At 63.2% G+C, this 13037-nt stretch carries 15 protein-coding genes; 7 read left to right on the forward strand and 8 right to left on the reverse strand.

Going from position 1 to position 13037, the window contains the following annotated elements; translation table 11 throughout:
* From FM111_RS01015 to FM111_RS01030, 4 genes are all read right to left on the reverse strand, one after another.
* A complete protein-coding gene (locus FM111_RS01015; RefSeq protein WP_087138879.1) occupies positions 1-192 on the reverse strand; it encodes a helix-turn-helix domain-containing protein in 192 nt (63 codons plus the stop codon).
* Between the two features lie 68 nt (positions 193-260).
* Positions 261-1010 (reverse strand): hypothetical protein, encoded by a 750-nt coding sequence (locus FM111_RS16100; RefSeq protein WP_143276015.1) that lies wholly within the window; start codon positions 1008-1010, stop codon positions 261-263.
* A 148-nt stretch (positions 1011-1158) separates the two neighbouring features.
* On the reverse strand, positions 1159-2361 hold the full coding sequence (locus FM111_RS01025; RefSeq protein WP_256968034.1) for a tyrosine-type recombinase/integrase: 1203 nt from the start codon (positions 2359-2361) through the stop codon (positions 1159-1161).
* A gap of 204 nt (positions 2362-2565) precedes the next feature.
* A complete protein-coding gene (locus tag FM111_RS01030) occupies positions 2566-2748 on the reverse strand; it encodes a hypothetical protein (protein ID WP_087138882.1) in 183 nt (60 codons plus the stop codon).
* Between the two features lie 200 nt (positions 2749-2948).
* Between FM111_RS01030 and FM111_RS01035 the strand changes: the two genes are divergently transcribed.
* Both FM111_RS01035 and FM111_RS01040 read left to right on the forward strand, forming a co-directional pair.
* On the forward strand, positions 2949-3254 hold the full coding sequence (locus FM111_RS01035; protein WP_024354161.1) for an SCP2 sterol-binding domain-containing protein: 306 nt from the start codon (positions 2949-2951) through the stop codon (positions 3252-3254).
* Between the two features lie 75 nt (positions 3255-3329).
* Positions 3330-4532, forward strand: coding sequence for an acyl-CoA dehydrogenase family protein (locus FM111_RS01040; protein WP_087138883.1), 1203 nt, complete (start codon positions 3330-3332; stop codon positions 4530-4532).
* 13 nt (positions 4533-4545) lie between these two features.
* Here FM111_RS01040 and FM111_RS01045 read toward each other — a convergent pair whose 3' ends face one another.
* Positions 4546-4746: a hypothetical protein gene (locus tag FM111_RS01045; RefSeq protein ID WP_087138884.1), complete on the reverse strand. Its 201-nt coding sequence runs from the start codon at positions 4744-4746 to the stop codon at positions 4546-4548.
* Positions 4747-4805: 59 nt separating this feature from the next.
* Positions 4806-5417, reverse strand: a complete 612-nt coding sequence (locus FM111_RS01050; RefSeq protein WP_256968036.1) for a sigma-70 family RNA polymerase sigma factor — start codon at positions 5415-5417, stop codon at positions 4806-4808.
* Between the two features lie 197 nt (positions 5418-5614).
* On the opposite strand from FM111_RS01050, the gene egtB reads away from it, so the two are divergent.
* On the forward strand, positions 5615-7780 hold the full coding sequence (gene egtB, locus FM111_RS01055) for an ergothioneine biosynthesis protein EgtB (RefSeq protein ID WP_087138885.1): 2166 nt from the start codon (positions 5615-5617) through the stop codon (positions 7778-7780).
* Positions 7781-7860: 80 nt separating this feature from the next.
* On the opposite strand, the gene FM111_RS01060 is transcribed toward egtB, so the two are convergent.
* A complete protein-coding gene (locus tag FM111_RS01060; protein ID WP_087138886.1) occupies positions 7861-8094 on the reverse strand; it encodes a general stress protein in 234 nt (77 codons plus the stop codon).
* A 185-nt stretch (positions 8095-8279) separates the two neighbouring features.
* Between FM111_RS01060 and FM111_RS01065 the strand changes: the two genes are divergently transcribed.
* Entirely contained in the window at positions 8280-8576 is a 297-nt protein-coding gene (locus FM111_RS01065) for a hypothetical protein (protein WP_087138887.1), read from the forward strand.
* A 61-nt stretch (positions 8577-8637) separates the two neighbouring features.
* Here FM111_RS01065 and FM111_RS01070 read toward each other — a convergent pair whose 3' ends face one another.
* Positions 8638-9339 (reverse strand): MBL fold metallo-hydrolase, encoded by a 702-nt coding sequence (locus tag FM111_RS01070; RefSeq protein WP_087138888.1) that lies wholly within the window; start codon positions 9337-9339, stop codon positions 8638-8640.
* A gap of 172 nt (positions 9340-9511) precedes the next feature.
* Here FM111_RS01070 and tig point away from each other — a divergent pair, with 172 nt between their 5' ends.
* The 3 genes from tig (at position 9512) to FM111_RS01085 (ending at position 12950) form a co-directional block, all read left to right on the forward strand.
* Complete coding sequence (tig, locus tag FM111_RS01075) at positions 9512-10855, forward strand: trigger factor (RefSeq protein ID WP_087138889.1); 1344 nt, start codon at positions 9512-9514, stop codon at positions 10853-10855.
* A gap of 102 nt (positions 10856-10957) precedes the next feature.
* Positions 10958-11863, forward strand: a complete 906-nt coding sequence (locus tag FM111_RS01080) for a hypothetical protein (protein WP_087138890.1) — start codon at positions 10958-10960, stop codon at positions 11861-11863.
* 127 nt (positions 11864-11990) lie between these two features.
* Positions 11991-12950: a hypothetical protein gene (locus FM111_RS01085; protein ID WP_087138891.1), complete on the forward strand. Its 960-nt coding sequence runs from the start codon at positions 11991-11993 to the stop codon at positions 12948-12950.
* The last annotated feature ends 87 nt before the right edge of the window (positions 12951-13037 follow it).

A 13037-nucleotide genomic window follows, 5' to 3' on the forward strand; every position in this document is an offset into this window, starting at 1 on the left:
TCAGCCCTCACCCTGGGCGAGTTTGGCGAAAAAGGTGTCAATGGCGGCGCGCTGGATCATGCGGCGACCACCTACGCGCAGCGACGGCAGGTCGCCGGATCGCATCATCTCGTAGAGGCGTGATCGAGAAAGGCCGCTATAGGCGACCGCGTTGCGCATGTTGAGCGCGACAGGAAAATCTGCCCGTGGCATGAATATTCGTCCTTAAGCCATGCGGATAGTTCCGCACCGCTTAGGACTGCCCGACACGCGGCAGCGCGTCAGGGGGCATTATCTTGCAGGTTTTCAAGGCGAACCCTGATCAGCTTGTCCTGGGTCAGCTTTCCATAGAACCCGGGAATGGCCGCAGCATCGTAAAACCTCTCAGCGCGGCGCAACGCATCGAAAACCCACAAATCAGCATTATAATAAAGGTTCAAAATAAGAGGGACTTTATCAAAATTCTGAATTTTCGACCTGAAATCTTTCATCGAAAAGTAAAGTCCGTAGGAAAGTGGAAGAACATGCCTTCCAGGACCGATAACTCTAATTAAGAAGTCCTTCTTCTTTTCCTCGACGTCTCTATTTAAAAATTCCATAGACCTATTAATACGACAACTATCTATCCAGTAGTCTATATTATTATTCGCATACTGAGAAATAGATGGAATAGCATTAACATAGCTAGATAAATCTCTACCCCCGCCACGAGCAAGCGCGACGAGCATAGAACTATTAAATATTCTAAGAATCTCCATTCTTCTTTTTATACGTTTCCTGCCTAACTCAATTTTATTAAAAAATGACCTTTTGTCGGCAAGGTATCCAAAATTTTCTAATGTTGAAGACTTATTTTTGAAGTTCTTTTTATGCGAGAATACAAGTGCGTTATGAATACTTTCGCAAAAACTGCTTCCATGACTTCCCTCCAATCCGTCATGAACTCCAGGATACGCCATAATTGAAAGATAAAGACGCGCCATGTTGTGTGACGAGTCTGAAAAAATCATCTCCGGCAGAAATTTATTCATCTCCATCCCCTAACGACAGTTTCGGCATTAATGACACTGGGGCCGTCATATCAATGACTTTTACCTCACCAGTAAAGCTCCAAGCCGCGCCAAGCGCGCTTTACCGAACACTTCATCGCCATGCCTCGCGCTGACGGCTTAGCGTCACTTAGACGCGGCGCATCGGCGTAACATTAGCCCCAGCGGCTTTCGGTTCACAGAACCGCGCCCAGGCGTCCATCATCTTGCGGCGCTTCTCCAAGGCGTCGCCGCGCCGATAGGCCCGTTCGGTCGCATCCCCGACGACGTGCGCTAGCGCGGCCTCCGCCAGTTCACGCGGGAAGGTTGACGCCTCGCCCGCCCAGTCTCGGAAACTCGACCTGAAGCCGTGCGGGGTCAGTTCGCCGCTCTTGAACCCCATGCGCTTCAACAGGGCGTCAAAGGCCGCATCCGACAGGATGGCCCCAGGCTTGAGGCCGGGGAACACCACCGCCGACGGTTCGCCGGACGACAGGTCGCGGGCCTTCTCCAGTATCTCGACGGCGCGCGCCGACAGGGGAACCCGGTGTTCTCGCCCCGCCTTCATCCGGTCAGCCGGAACGGTCCAGACCTTTGCCGCCAGATCAATCTCCCCCCAGGTCGCGCCCCGGACCTCGCCGGATCGAGCGGCGGTGTAGATTGCAAGCTCCAGCGCCATACCGGCCACGGCCTCGCGCGCCCGCAGTTCAGCGACGAACCCCGGCACCTTTTCAAAGGGCAGCGCCGCATGATGTCCCCGCGTCAGTTTCTGGCGCTTGGGCAGCAGATGATCCAGATGGCCCCGCCAGCGGGCCGGGTTCTCACCGGATCGGAACCCCTTGGCCTTGGCCGCGTCCAGAACCCGCTCAATCCGGCCGCGAAGGCGGGACGCCGTTTCGGGCTTGGTCGCCCATATGGTTTTCAGGACCGCCAGAACGTCGGCTGTCTCGACCTTATCAACGGGGATCGGCCGCAGCTTGGCGGCGTCCTTCTCCAGCGTCGTCTTCCATTGCGCCCGATGCTTCTCATTGCGCCATTGCGGCCCCAGGTCGGCAACCAGCCGGTCGGCCATCTCTCCGAACGTCGGAACCGTTTGGTCGGCGCGCTTGGCCTCCAGCGGGTTAATGCCGTCGACCAGCAGCTTGCGGGCGTCACCGGCCCGCTCGCGAGCCTTCGCCAATGTCACCGACGACGCCGCGCCCAGGCCCATGTCGACAAGCCGCCCATGCCACTTGAAGCGGAACACCCATTTGCGGGACTGGCCTTGGCCGACAACCAGATACAGGCCCCCGCCATCTGCATAGCGCCCCGGTTCGGTAATGGTCGCCGCAGCCCGTGGCGGTAGTCGGTTCATCTCTCGCGCCATATCCAGTCCCTACCAGTCCCTACTTCAGTCCCTACTTCGTTCGGGGAATATGCGGGACATTCTGGGACAACGCCAGACGGTAAGGCCATATAGGCATTGATTTCAGGCTAGTTTTTTAAACGCCGTGGGACGGGGAGAAACTGGGGTTTATCGGACTCCGTCTCCGCCAGAATTCTTTCCGAAAATCAGAAGTCAGTCGCGGCCCTCCGAAGGGCCGCTGGCCTTGGCTTCGCTGGGGCGGCGCACGGCGACGCCGTGTTGACGCAGGATGCGCCGGGCGACCTCAGGTGCGCCGATCATGGGCAGGGGCTGGCCGAAGTGCTCGCGCCACAACTGGTCCAGGCGAACTTCCTCCGGAGTGAGCAGGCGGGTCATTGGCGAGTCCTTGTTACGCAAACGCGCAACTTCTAGGCCATCTCGTCACGGCCGAACGCAAACTCATGTAAGCTGAGCCATATGTGATGGAACCGGCGCGATAGGGGGTTTCCGGTGCGCGCCTTCCCTTGCGTGATCTTGGCGCCGCCCGGCGCGCGGGTTAGGCGTGTGGTTCAACCTTCTCAACGGGAGAGACGCACATGGCCGATCTGGCCCTCGCCACCGACAAGATCCGCGCCGCCGTCGGCGAAAACTCGGGTCTGGGCAAGACCGTGAAGCTGGACTTCGGCGATGACGGCAAGATCTTCATCGACGGCGCCTCGGCTCCGAACACCGTCAGCAACGACGATAAGCCGGCGGACGCCACCGTCTCGATCAAGTGGGACGACTTCGTCGCACTGGCCGAGGGTCGCCTGGACCCGATGATGGCCTTCATGCAGGGCAAGCTGAAGATCGCGGGCGACATGATGATCGCTCAGAAGCTGGCTCCGCTGCTCAAGGGCTGACGGCGGGCTGAGGCTTGATGTTCAACGGCGCGGCTCCGACGGGGTCGCGCCGTTTTCATGTAGGGAGAGGCGTAGATGGATTTCCGGCTGAGCGAGCGGGGCGAGCACTGGCGCGAGCGGGTGCGTCGATTCATGGAGGCGGAGGTTCTGCCGCGCGAGGCGGAGTATCGCGCCGAGGTCCGCGCCGATCCCAAGCGTCAGCCGCCCGTGATGGAGGCGCTGAAGGCCAAGGCGAAGGCCGAGGGCCTGTGGAACATGTTCCTGCCGGGCGAGCATGGGGCGGGGCTGTCGAACCTGGAATACGCGCCCATCGCCGAGTTGATGGGGCGGGCGCTGTGGTCGGCCGAGGCGTTCAACTGCAACGCGCCCGACACCGGCAATATGGAAGTCCTGCACATGTACGGCGACGCCGCTCAGCAGGAGCGGTGGCTCAAGCCGCTTATGGCGGGCGAAATTCGTTCGGCCTTCCTGATGACTGAGCCTGAGGTTGCGTCATCCGACGCCACCAACATCCAGACCCGGATCGAGCGGGACGGCGACCACTATGTCGTCAACGGCCGTAAATGGTGGTCGACCAATATGGCGCACCCGAACGTCGCCGTGACCATCGTCATGGGCAAGACGGATCCCGACGCCGCCGTTCACCAGCAGCAGAGCCAGATCATCGTTCCGGTCGACACGCCCGGCTTCCGCGTCGAGCGGATGCTGTCTGTGTTCGGCTATGACGAGGCGCCGATCGGCCACGCCGAGGTGGTGCTGGAGAACGTCCGCGTCCCGGCCTCGAACCTGATCGCGGGCGAGGGACGCGGCTTCGAGATCGCCCAGGGCCGTCTGGGGCCGGGCCGCATCCATCACTGCATGCGGACCATCGGCGCGGCCGAAAAGGCGCTGGAGCTGATGGTCGACCGCCTGCTCAGCCGCACCGCCTTCCGCAAGACCATCGCCGAGCATTCGGTGTGGGAACAGCGGGTGGCCGAGGCGCGCACCAATATCGAGATGTGCCGTCTGCTGGTGCTGAAGGCCGCCTGGATGATGGACGAGGTCGGGGCCAAGGGCGCCAAGTCCGAAATCGCCCAGATCAAGGTCGCCGCGCCGCGCATGGCCCTGAAGGTCATTGACGACGCCATTCAGGCGTTCGGCGGCGCCGGGGTGTCGGGCGATACGCCGCTGGCCGAGATTTACGCCATGGTGCGGACCCTGCGGATCGCCGACGGCCCGGACGAGGTGCACAACCGCACCATCGCCCGGCTGGAATACGCCGCGCGGGTGGGGCGCTAGGCTGTCGCGGGGCTCATAATTCGTCGCTGGGGGGACGCTTGTGATGATGGTGGACCGAGGGCGAACTGAAGTCGCCGTCGACGATGTCGCCCAGATAGAGGTTGGAACTGGCCTTGCTGGGCGGCGGCGGCGTGCGACCGAACAGCCAGTCCATGAAGCCGCGCTTGCCCGTGCGCGGAGCTTCGGGAGCGGGGGGGCGTTGCGGAGTCTTCATGACCGGCTCTCCTGAGATCGGGAATTGAACCCCTTCGCCGTTTCCTCTGTTCCCTCAGCCTAGCTGTCGTCGTCCTCATTATTTTCATCGCCGCATAAGGAAAGGTCGCGGGCCAGTAGAAGGGCCAGGCGACGCCGCGCGCGATTGACCCGGCTCTTGACTGTGCCCACGGCGCAGCCGGCGATGTCGGCCGCCTCCTGATAGGAAAGCCCGGCGGCGCCGACCATGATGATGGCCTCGCGGTGTTCGGGCGGCAGGGTGTTCAGCGCCTGTTGCAGCGCCGTCAACTCGGCGGTCCATTCCTGGCTGGCCTCGGAGGTCAGGCTGGCGGCGTGGCGGCCCTCTTCGTCGGCCACTTCGCGGCGACGGCGGGCGGCGCCGGTGTACCAGCTGTTCCGCAGGATGGTGAACAGCCAGGCCCGCAGATTGGTCCCGGTCTCGAACCGCGCCCGGTGCGCCCAGGCCTTGACCAGGGTTTCCTGAACCAGGTCGTCCGCATCCGCCCGGTTGCGCGCCAGTGAAAAGGCGAAGGCCCGCAACGCCGGTATCTGGCACGCCAGCATGGCGCGCCAGTTGGCCGGATCGGCCAGGTCCGGCGCCCGGTCAGGCGGGGGCGGCGATGGCGGGGGCTCGATGGCGTTCGGCCCCTCTGGCATGCGAACTTCGGGCATGCGGCGGGATCCTGAAAAAACCTGCGCCGTTTCGGCGACTGGACCGAATCAGAACGCCGTCTGGCTGCGACTGTTCCTCTGAAACAGGACCGTGAAGGCGCGCGCTGACGGGTTCGCCTCTTGCGGAACCGCCTCGTCTCAGGCCGCATTTCTACAGGGTGACCACAGCGAACACTCACCCAGGGGCAGGCGGGATCATGGCCGGAACGCAGCGCAGACCGGCGCGCGCCGCCGGGGATTTGGAGCGATATCGTCGCGTGCGCGCGGTGATGCCGGCCCTGGCGGCATCCTTGTCCGCCGAAGACCTACAGGCGCAGTCGATGGCCGAGGCCAGTCCCGGCAAATGGCATCTGGGGCATGTCAGCTGGTTCTTCGAAATCATGCTGCTGAGCGGGCCGGACTATGAGCCGATCGACCCTCGGCTGAAGCTGGTCCTGAATTCTTATTATGAAGCTCTGGGCGAACGCATCGGCCGGGCGGAACGCGGCCTGATGACTCGTCCGTCGCTGGCCGAGGTCATGGCCTATCGCGCCGAGGTCGACCGGAGGATGGAGGCGCGCCTGGCTGACGCCTCGGCGCCGCTGCAAGGACATGAGCGCTATCTGTTCGAACTGGGCCTGAACCACGAACAGCAGCATCAGGAGCTGTTCCTGATGGACCTGCTGCATCTGATGTCGCGTTCGCCGCTGGACCCGGCGGCCTATGAGGTCGAACCGCGCGCGGCGTCGCTGCAACCGGCGCGCGGCGGCTGGCAGACGTTCGAGGGCGGCCTTGCCGAGACGGGCGCTCCGCTTGAGGGCTTCGCCTTCGACAATGAGCGGCCCGCGCATCGCGTCTGGTTGGAGCCCTTCGCCCTGGCCGCCGACCTGACGACCAACGGCGACTGGCTGGCCTTCATGGATGACGGCGGCTACGCGAGGCCCGAACTGTGGCTGAGCGACGGCTGGACGACGGTTCAGGCGCGCGGCTGGACTGCGCCCCTCTATTGGCGTCGAGAGGAAGGGGAGGGCTGGACGGTCCTGACCCTGGCGGGACGACGGCCGGTCGACCCGGCCGCGCCGGTGCGCCACGTCAGCTTTTACGAGGCCGACGCCTTCGCGCGGTGGTCGGGCCGTCGTCTGCCGACAGAGGCGGAGTGGGAGCACGCGGCGCGCAGTCGTCCCGACGCCTTCTCCAACCTGGATGGCGAGGTTTGGCAGTGGACGGCCAGCGCCTATGGCCCCTATCCCGGCTTTCGCCCGACCGAGGGCGCGGCGACCGAGTACAACGGCAAGTTCATGGCCAATCAGATGGTGCTGCGCGGCGGCGCCTTCGCCACAGCGCCGGGCCACGCGCGGCCGACCTATCGCAACTTCTTCTACCCGGATCAGCGCTGGGCCTTCGCGGGCGTCCGCCTCGCCGCCGCCCCTGGCGACGACGCTCACCGTGACGAGACCGACGACGAGCACGAGGCCTTCCGCCGCGATCTGGTCGCGGGTCTGGCGTCGTCGCCCAAGAGCCTGCCGCCCAAATGGTTCTATGACGCGCGCGGATCGGCGTTGTTCGAGGCCATCACCCGCTTGCCGGAATATTATCCGACCCGGCAGGAGGCGGCCCTGTTGCGCCGGGTCGCTCCGCACTGGGCCGACCGCTTCGGCCCCGACGCCGTTCTGGTTGAGCTGGGATCAGGCGCCAGCGAGAAGACGCGGATCGTGCTGGACGCCGCGCCGGACCTGGCGGCCTATGTTCCCATCGACATCAGTCCCTCGGCGCTGGATGAGGCGGCCGCGCGGCTGAGGCAGGCCTATCCCGACCTGAAAGTGCTGCCCATCGTCGGCGATTTCGAACACCTGGGCGTTCTGCCGCCTGAGGCAGGGCAGGGACGTCGCATCGGTTTCTTCCCTGGTTCGACCATCGGTAATCTGGCGCCGGAGACGGCCGAGACGCTGTTGCGCGGCATGCGCGACATGCTGGGACCGGACGCCCTGTTCATTCTGGGCGTCGATCTGATCAAGGAGCCCTCGACCCTGATCGCGGCCTATGACGACGCCGAGGGTGTGACGGCCCGCTTCAATCTGAATGTCCTGGCGCGCGCCAACCGCGACCTGGGCGCGGACTTCGATCTGGACGCCTTTGCTCATCGCGCGGTCTGGAACGCGGCCGAGGCGCGGATGGAGATGCATCTGCAGGCCCTGCGCCCCATGACGGTGCGGCTGGGCAAGCTGGTCTTCCGCCTGGCCGAGGGCGAGACGATCCATACCGAGAACTCGCGCAAGTTCGACGGGGCCCGCGTGCGCGCCTTGGCCGAAGCCGCCGGCTGGCGCGTCGAAGCGTTCGAGGTCAGCGAGACCCCGCGGGTGGCTCTGGCCCTTCTGGCCTGCTGAACGCACGGTCCGCTCGTCAGGCAAAGAAAAACGGCGAGGTTTCCCGCGCCGTCGAAAAGTTCTGAAATCGATCGCGGGGATCAGCGCTTCGGCGGCGCCGGGTCCTGCCCGGTCTTGTTCCGGGCGCCGTGGGAGGCTTCGCCGCCCTTGCGTCCGGCCTGGGCTGCGAGGGAGCGATCCTGAGAGAAGCTGCGCTTCTCGCTGGGCACGCTCGCGCCGCCCTTGCGGGCGATTTCGCGCTGACGTTCCGGGTCCATGGAGGCGAAGCCTCGCTTGGAAACACCGGAGCCGCGGGTGGGCTGACCTTCGGCCATTTCAGATGTTCCTTTCGTAGACGGTGGCGCTTGCGCAAAAGAACCCGGCGCCGGCGCGGAGGTTCCGAGAAAGGATTAAAACCCTGTTCGTCAAACCGGGGCCGCGCGGGTCGTTCGGCGGCGGAACCGCGACGATTCCGGCGGGTTCATCGAGGCTCTGAGTGCAGAATTCAGGAGTTCAGCCCATGCCGGCTTCCAACGATCCGACCCCACGCGCCGACGGCGCCCCTTCGCCTGAGGACATTACCGAGGGCCGCTCGACGCGCAGCAACCGCCTTGAAGGGGCCGCCGATGAGATTCTGGCGAGAGGCGCGCGTCCGCGTCCCTTGCGTCGGGCCGTGCGAGAGGATGCAGCCGAAGTGCGCGACTGGGCGCGTCATCGCGGCTCTCAGGCCTGCGAGGCGATTCGCGATGAGCCGATCCGCATGACGCTCTATGCGCTCGGGATCGGCGTTCTGATCGGCCTGCTGGCCGCGCGCTAGACCCTTATCGGTTCGGATTGATTCAATCCGAACTCAGATCAATCGCCCGTCATCAAAGACGTCAGGCCGGGCCGGAAGCCGGGCGCGCGATCGGCGCCGCCTGCATCGCCTGATCCGAGACGAAGGGGTTGCTGCGGCGTTCGGCCCCAAAGGTCGAATGCGGCCCGTGGCCCGGCACGAAGGTCACGTCGTCGCCCAGCGGCCACAGCTTGGTGGTGATCGCCGTCAGCAGCGCCTGATGGTCGCTGCGCGGAAAATCTGTGCGGCCGACCGAGCCCTGGAACAGCACGTCCCCGACCTGGGCGAAGCGCGCCTCTAGGTTGAAGAAGATCACATGGCCGGGCGTGTGGCCGGGGCAGTGGAAGACCTCCCACCTCGTCTCGCCCAGCGTCAGAACGTCGCCGTCGTCCAGCCACCGCGTGGGGGTGAAGCTGCGCGCTTCGGGCAGGCCGTACTTCTGGCCCTGGGTGGGAATCAGGTCGATCCAGAACTGGTCCTCAGGATGCGGGCCGACGATGTCGAGGCCGGTCTTCTCCTGCATCTCGGCGGCGGCTCCGGCATGGTCCAGGTGGCCGTGGGTGATCCAGATGGCGTCCAGCGTCAGGCCGCGCCGCGCGACCTCGCCCAGAATGGCGTCGACCGAGCCGCCGGGGTCGATGACGGCGGCCTTCTTCGTCTGCGTGCACCAGACCGTTGTGCAGTTCTGCTGAAGCGGGGTGACGGGCGTGACGAAGACGCCGATGGGGGCTGAAGGTTGGCTCATGCGTCATGAGATAGCGGCCCGATGCCCACAAAGGAACCGCGTTGCGTTGACGTTTCGGCCCCTTCTCGACATAAGGGCGGGCTCCGAGGCGCCGCTCCCGAAAGGGGCGGCCCTGTTGCTTTATCCACCGCGCGCCTTTGCGGCGTCGCCACAGAGCGTCAGATATCCGACCATGCAAGTCGTCGAAAAGTCGAACGAAGGCCTCAGCCGCGTGATCGCGGTGACCATTCCAGTCGCTGAGCTGAATGAGAAGCTCGAAGCCCGCATCAAGGAAGTGGCTCCCCAGATGAAGCTGAAAGGCTTCCGTCCGGGCAAGGTGCCGGCCTCGTACGTCAAGAAGACCTTCGGCCGTGACTTCATGGGCGAAATCATCAACGCCTCGCTGAACGAGACCAGCCAGGGCGCTCTGGACGAGCTGAAGCTGCGTCCGGCCGCTCCGGCCGAGATGAACCTGACCTCCGACATGGACAAGGTCATCGCCGGTCAGGAAGACCTGGCCTATGAAATGTCGCTGGAAGTCATGCCGGAATTCACCCCGGTCGACCCCAAGACCCTGAAGCTGACCCGCCCGACCTATGAGGCCTCGGAAGAGGACCTGGACGAGGCGCTGAAGGAACTGGCTTCGCAAGCCAAGTCCTACGAGGACAAGAAGGGCAAGACGGTCAAGGCCGCCGACGGCGACCAACTGACCATCGACTTCCTGGGCAAGATCGACGGCGAGGCCTTCGACGGCGGCGCCGCCACCGACGCGGACCTGGTGATCGGCTCGGGCCGCTTCATCCCCGGCTTCGAAGAGCAGCTGAAGGGCGCGAAGGTCGGCGAAGAGAAGACCATCGAAGTCACCTTCCCGGAAGAGTACCAGGCCAAGCACCTGGCCGGTAAGGCCGCGACCTTCGACGTCACCGTCAAGGCCATCAAGGCCGAGGTCGAATCCACGATCGACGACGAGTTCGCCAAGCGCATCGGCCTGGAGTCGCTGGACCAGCTGAAGGAACTGCTGAAGTCCAACCTGAACCAGCAATACGCCGGCGCCACCCGCTTCAAGCTGAAGCGCGCCCTGCTGGACGTGCTGGACGAAGGCCACGACTTCGCCCTGCCGCCGAAGATGGTCGACGCCGAGTTTGAAGGCATCTGGGCCCAGGTTTCGGCCGACAAGGACGCCGGCCAACTGCCGGAAGAAGACGCCAAGAAGTCGGAAGACGAACTGAAGGCCGAGTATCGCAAGATCGCCGAGCGCCGCGTGCGCCTGGGTCTGGTCCTGGCCGAGATCGGTCGCGCCAACAACGTCGGCGTGACGGATCAGGAACTGTCGAACGCCATCATGGCCGAGGCCCGCAACTATCCGGGTCAGGAAAAGATGGTGCTGGACTTCTATCGCCAGAACCCGAACGCCGCCGCCCAGCTGCGCGCGCCGATCTATGAAGAGAAGGTCGTCGACCTGATCGTCTCGGTCGCCGAGGTGAAGGACGAAGCCATCTCCAAGGAAGAGCTGCTGAAGGAAGAAGACGAGGCCTGATCTCGTCGTCTTACGGATCGGTAACTGTCGATCCGGTAGCCATTCAGGCAAATGAAAAGGGTCCGCTTCGGCGGGCCTTTTTTTTGTCATGGAGCGGGGCTGATGGCCTTTCTGAAGATGATGGCGTTGGCGGCAGGCCTGGTTTCGGCGGAACCAGGCCAAGTCGAGCTTCAGGCTGGCGTGGACCCTCAGGCGGCTCAGGTCGATGATGTGGAGGTGGTGGCTCGAATGCGCGCCACGCAGGTGCGGGAGCGAGTGAACGCATTTATCGAAAGCAATATGGCGCCGCCGCATGGACGCCCGCTGGCGCGTTGGAACAAGCCTGTCTGCGTGGCCACCGCCTATTTGAATCCTCAATATGCACAGGCGGTGATTGATCGGGTGGCTGCACGGATCATCGAGGCCGGCGGCGACGTGGCCGAGCCGGGGTGCAAGGTCGATATCATGATTGTAGGCACGGACGACGGGCCGCGCACCGCCAAGGAGTTGGTTAAAGATGATCCACGCGGGTACCGTCCTTCGCGTGGTTCCACCGACCGCGGCGGCAGGGCTTTGCGGCGCTTCCAGGAAGGGGATGCTCCCGTACGTTGGTGGCACGTCAGCCTACCGGTCAACGTCGATACCGGAGAACTGGCGGTGCGCTTGGATGGAGAGGATTATCCGACGAATACGGTGCGTGACGCCTCCCGACTGCGCAGCAATGTACGCGATGATCTGGCGCGGGTGACGGTTATCGTGGATTTCACTCAGACAAGTCAGGTTCAGAGTAGCGCCTTGGTCGATTACATAGCTTTCGTCGCTTTGGCCCAGGTAAATCCAGAAGGTGATTTAGATGGTCAGGACACGATCTTGAACTTGTTCGAGCGACCGACGGAATATGCGGCGATGACCCAGTGGGACAGGGATTATCTTGCTGCTCTATACAGCGTCGTACCTAACCGTCCGAACATTCACGCTCAAACACGTGGGATCGCCAGTCAAGTCATTCGTCAGCGGGAGCATCACTGAACTTGGTCGACGTGTGCTCATGATTGTGATGGAACGTTGATATCCTATTTGAGATAAAACGGGCTAGGGTTGTGCGGGCAGCTGTATGCGAGCGTGCCTAGATAGACCGTCGTCGAGGGGATAGGTGATGAGCGTTTCTGCAATCCTGGCGTCTGTTCTGTTGCTTGCGGGAGCGCCGCAGGCCGCGCCTCAGCCTCGTTCCGACGACCTGACGGAAGTCGAAGCCGTGATCGTGGAGGGGCGAAGGCTGGAAGAGGTGGCGCGCTCCTATGTAGAGCAAGTGTCGGAGCCGCCGCGTGGAGCGCGGCTGGCGCGCTGGAACGAGCCGATCTGCATAAGCGTAAGCAATATGCAGTCCCACTTCGCCCAGTTTGTGATCGATCGTATCGCCATCAACGCCCTAGACGCCGGCGCTGACGTCGCCGGACCAGGATGCCGACCCAATGTTATCGTTCTTGCCACTATCGACGGCTCGGCGTTGGCTCAAAGATTGGTCAGCGAGTTCGGCTTGGGTTTTCGACCCGCAATACAACACACCAACCGATCCCGCGCGGCGCTAAGAGAGTTTCAGAATTCACGGGAACCGGTCCGCTGGTGGAACGTGTCCATGCCGGTTGAAGCCTCATCAGGAGAGATTGCCGCCCGATTACATGGCGATTTTCTCGATCCGGATGGATCAGGCAAGCCTAGGATGGTCGTCGTAAGGGACGGCTCGCGTATTCGTTCGAATATTCGTCACGATATGGCGTGGACCATCGTCATCATCGACATGAGCCGGACCGATGGCGTGACGCTCGGCGTGCTGGCAGACTATGTTTCAATGGTTTCGTTGGCGCAGATTGATCCGGCGGCCGACCTCACCGGTCAACAGACTATTATGAATCTTTTCAGAACGGGCGGGACCATGCGGGGTCTCACATCCTGGGATAAGGATTATTTGGTCGCCCTCTATAGTGCGTCTCCAAATCGCTTCGACAATAGGAGCCAAGAGGCGGCTGTGACGCGAGCTCTGGTTCGCCAGCGGCTCGCCGAGGATGAACAGGACCGCAGGCATGCAACGCCGTCTGACGGTTCCCCGCAGCCTTGATGTATTGTTGGAGGTCTCCACCTTGCGTCGCGGAGCGGTGAACGCGATATGCTAGCATGAAGGGCGCGATTTGAATCGCGACCGCAT

It is taken from the genome of Brevundimonas diminuta 3F5N, assembly GCF_900163625.1.
Classification (GTDB): domain Bacteria; phylum Pseudomonadota; class Alphaproteobacteria; order Caulobacterales; family Caulobacteraceae; genus Brevundimonas; species Brevundimonas diminuta_A.

What these genes read in the sequence shown, in the direction of transcription:
- FM111_RS01045 (WP_087138884.1), bottom strand. Translation starts at nt 4,746, where the DNA reads ATGAAGACTCCGCAACGCCCCCCCGCTCCCGAAGCTCCGCGCACGGGC.
- FM111_RS01050 (WP_256968036.1), bottom strand. Translation starts at nt 5,417, where the DNA reads ATGCCCGAAGTTCGCATGCCAGAGGGGCCGAACGCCATCGAGCCCCCG.
- FM111_RS01070 (WP_087138888.1), bottom strand. Translation starts at nt 9,339, where the DNA reads ATGAGCCAACCTTCAGCCCCCATCGGCGTCTTCGTCACGCCCGTCACC.
- FM111_RS01030 (WP_087138882.1), bottom strand. Translation starts at nt 2,748, where the DNA reads ATGACCCGCCTGCTCACTCCGGAGGAAGTTCGCCTGGACCAGTTGTGG.
- tig (WP_087138889.1), top strand. Translation starts at nt 9,512, where the DNA reads ATGCAAGTCGTCGAAAAGTCGAACGAAGGCCTCAGCCGCGTGATCGCG.
- egtB (WP_087138885.1), top strand. Translation starts at nt 5,615, where the DNA reads ATGGCCGGAACGCAGCGCAGACCGGCGCGCGCCGCCGGGGATTTGGAG.
- FM111_RS16100 (WP_143276015.1), bottom strand. Translation starts at nt 1,010, where the DNA reads ATGAATAAATTTCTGCCGGAGATGATTTTTTCAGACTCGTCACACAAC.
- FM111_RS01035 (WP_024354161.1), top strand. Translation starts at nt 2,949, where the DNA reads ATGGCCGATCTGGCCCTCGCCACCGACAAGATCCGCGCCGCCGTCGGC.
- FM111_RS01065 (WP_087138887.1), top strand. Translation starts at nt 8,280, where the DNA reads ATGCCGGCTTCCAACGATCCGACCCCACGCGCCGACGGCGCCCCTTCG.
- FM111_RS01040 (WP_087138883.1), top strand. Translation starts at nt 3,330, where the DNA reads ATGGATTTCCGGCTGAGCGAGCGGGGCGAGCACTGGCGCGAGCGGGTG.
- FM111_RS01025 (WP_256968034.1), bottom strand. Translation starts at nt 2,361, where the DNA reads ATGAACCGACTACCGCCACGGGCTGCGGCGACCATTACCGAACCGGGG.
- FM111_RS01060 (WP_087138886.1), bottom strand. Translation starts at nt 8,094, where the DNA reads ATGGCCGAAGGTCAGCCCACCCGCGGCTCCGGTGTTTCCAAGCGAGGC.
- FM111_RS01015 (WP_087138879.1), bottom strand. Translation starts at nt 192, where the DNA reads ATGCCACGGGCAGATTTTCCTGTCGCGCTCAACATGCGCAACGCGGTC.
- FM111_RS01080 (WP_087138890.1), top strand. Translation starts at nt 10,958, where the DNA reads ATGGCCTTTCTGAAGATGATGGCGTTGGCGGCAGGCCTGGTTTCGGCG.
- FM111_RS01085 (WP_087138891.1), top strand. Translation starts at nt 11,991, where the DNA reads ATGAGCGTTTCTGCAATCCTGGCGTCTGTTCTGTTGCTTGCGGGAGCG.